Source organism: Dietzia sp. SYD-A1 (assembly GCF_015356725.1).
Taxonomy (GTDB): Bacteria; Actinomycetota; Actinomycetes; order Mycobacteriales; family Mycobacteriaceae; genus Dietzia.
Map to the genome: position 1 here is coordinate 1 of NZ_JADDKI010000527.1, position 2298 is coordinate 2298.

A 2298-nucleotide genomic window follows, 5' to 3' on the forward strand; every position below is an offset into this window, starting at 1 on the left:
GTCCCGCCCGGGGTGACCGTGGTGCGGCAGGACGATCGAGGCTTCCGGGCGTCCGCCGCACGCCACCTGGGCGCGTCGGCCGGCGACGGCGAGGTGATCGTGTTCCTCGACGGCGACACCGTCCCCGCTCCCGGGTACGTGGCCGCCCTTCTCGCCGCGCTCGATCAGAACCCGGACCTGCTGGTGGTGGGCCGGCGCAGGTACGGGCGGTTCGCGGGCACGGACGTGTCCGAACCCGCCGAGATTCTCCCCGACCCCGCCTGGCCTTCCGCGTTCTACCGCGAGACCGACGATCTGACCCGCGAGGACGGCGGCTGGCACGCGGGCCGGTGGCGCGGTGTGCTCTCGGCGGTGTGCGGACTGCACCGACGCCTGTATGACCTGTCCGGCGGGTTCGACCCCCGGATCGTCGGTTACGGCGGCGAAGACTGGGACCTGGCCTGGCGTTGCGAGCAGGCCGGTGGCCGCCTTCGCCACGTTCCCGGTGCCGTGGCCTGGCACGACGGCCCGGACTGGAGCGGGAGGGGGGAGGACGATCCCGGTCACGTCGCCCAGAAGAACGCCGAGACCGCCCGCCTGGCCCGCCTCATCGTCTCCCCGCTCACCCGTCCGTCCGGCGGCATCTTCGAGGTCCCACTCGTCGCCGTGCACGTTCACGCGGGGCAGCGGGGGAGCGGGGCCGACGCGGCGGCCTGCGCCTCTCTCGTCCGCTGGGGCGATGTCTCGGTGACCGTGGACCCGGCCACTTCCGATGCCGCCGAGATCGCCGAGCTCTTCGGCGCCGACCCCCGGGTCCGGCTCGCCTCGCGCCACCGGTGGTGGGAACCGGCGCCGCAGGGGGCGGGACCTCGTCGTCGTCCCGAGGTCCTGATCGACCTCCTCCGTCCCTGCGCACTCGGGGCGCTCGACCCGGGGCGGTTGCGCGCCCTGTGCCCGCCCGTGGGGATGCTCACGCTGGACGACGACGAGGGCCGCGTCCTCGCGCTGATCCGCACCTCGCGCGCTCTGGCGCGGGAGCACTTCTGGGGAGACCGCCCCGGTGACCCGGTCGCGATCCGGGCCACGGACCTGGGAGTCACGTGCTTCCCGGTGGACGACGCGGGGGTCCGTCTCGAGCGGATTCTGGGCGGCTGGTGACCCCGACGAGGCCCCTCCGGTGGCGGCAGGCCCCCCGGGGGGTCACCATCTGAGTTTCGGGGCAACCGACCGAGAATCGGGCACCCGAACCAGCCGGAGCGCCCGGCATGCCAGGAGCGAGAGGGGGCCCGTGGACGCACAGAGCGACGAGCCGATGACCATCGCGGTGATAGGACCCTCACGGTTCCCCATCCGCGAGCCGTACGCCGGTGGACTCGAGGTGGTGGTGGCCAAGGAGGTCGCGGCCCTGCGCTCGCGAGGGCACCATGTGACGCTGTTCGCCGCCGCCGGTAGCGAGGGTCACGACCCCCGGTTCGAGTTCACCGCGATGTCCGGTGTGGCCGGGTTCGGGGACAGCTTCTACCCCGAGGGTGGATACGAGGCGGACGCCGCCGAGTTCCACAGGCTGATGGATCACCTCGCCGATCCCCGCTTCGACGTGATCCTCAACCACAGCCTGAGCCACGTCCCCCTCATCCGGGCCGCGGACCTGGACGCCCGCATGATCACGACGCTGCACTGCCCGGCGCTCGCCCCGATGCAGGACGCCTTCGACCAGCTCGGGGGACTGACCGGGATGGTCCACGCCGTCAGTCGGTCGGTCCTCGGGTCGTGGCGGGTGCCGCAGGGCGCCGAGGTGATCCCCAACGGGGTCGAGACCCGGATCTGGAGGCCCCACCCCTCGTCCGCGACCGCGCACACGTCCCCGTCCGGGATCCCGCCGCGGGCGGTGTGGTGCGGTCGCATCGTCCCGGAGAAGGCCCCGCACCTGGCGGTCGACGCCGCTCTGCGGGCGGGCATGGAGCTCGACCTGGCCGGCCGGATCGGCGACGACCGGTACATGAGCGCGGTCCTGGCCCCGCGTCTTCGCCACGCGGGGGACGCGGTGCGGTTTCACGGGGCGCTCGGTCGCGAGTCACTGGTCCCCCTGGTCGCGAGGGCCTCGGTGGCCCTGGTGACCCCGTGCTGGGAGGAGCCGTTCGGGTTGACCGCCGTCGAGGCGCTTGCCTGCGGGACCCCCGTGGTCGCGCTCGCCCGCGGCGGGATCCGTGAGATCCTCCGCGGCCAACCCGGCGTCGTCCTGGTCGAGCCGGGCCGCGCCCCTGCCTCCGCCCTCGCGGCAGCCGTCCCCGTGGCCCTGACCTTCGACCGCGCGGCCAC

Annotated in this window: 2 protein-coding genes; both read left to right on the forward strand. The window is 74.0% G+C overall.

What is annotated here, in order from left to right; all coding sequences use genetic code 11:
• The coding region (locus IY392_RS16465) for a glycosyltransferase family 2 protein (RefSeq protein WP_194861805.1) at positions 1-1137 on the forward strand (1137 nt) is incomplete at its 5' end.
• A gap of 130 nt (positions 1138-1267) precedes the next feature.
• A partial coding sequence (locus IY392_RS16470; protein WP_194861806.1) for a glycosyltransferase occupies positions 1268-2298 on the forward strand: 1031 nt, incomplete at its 3' end.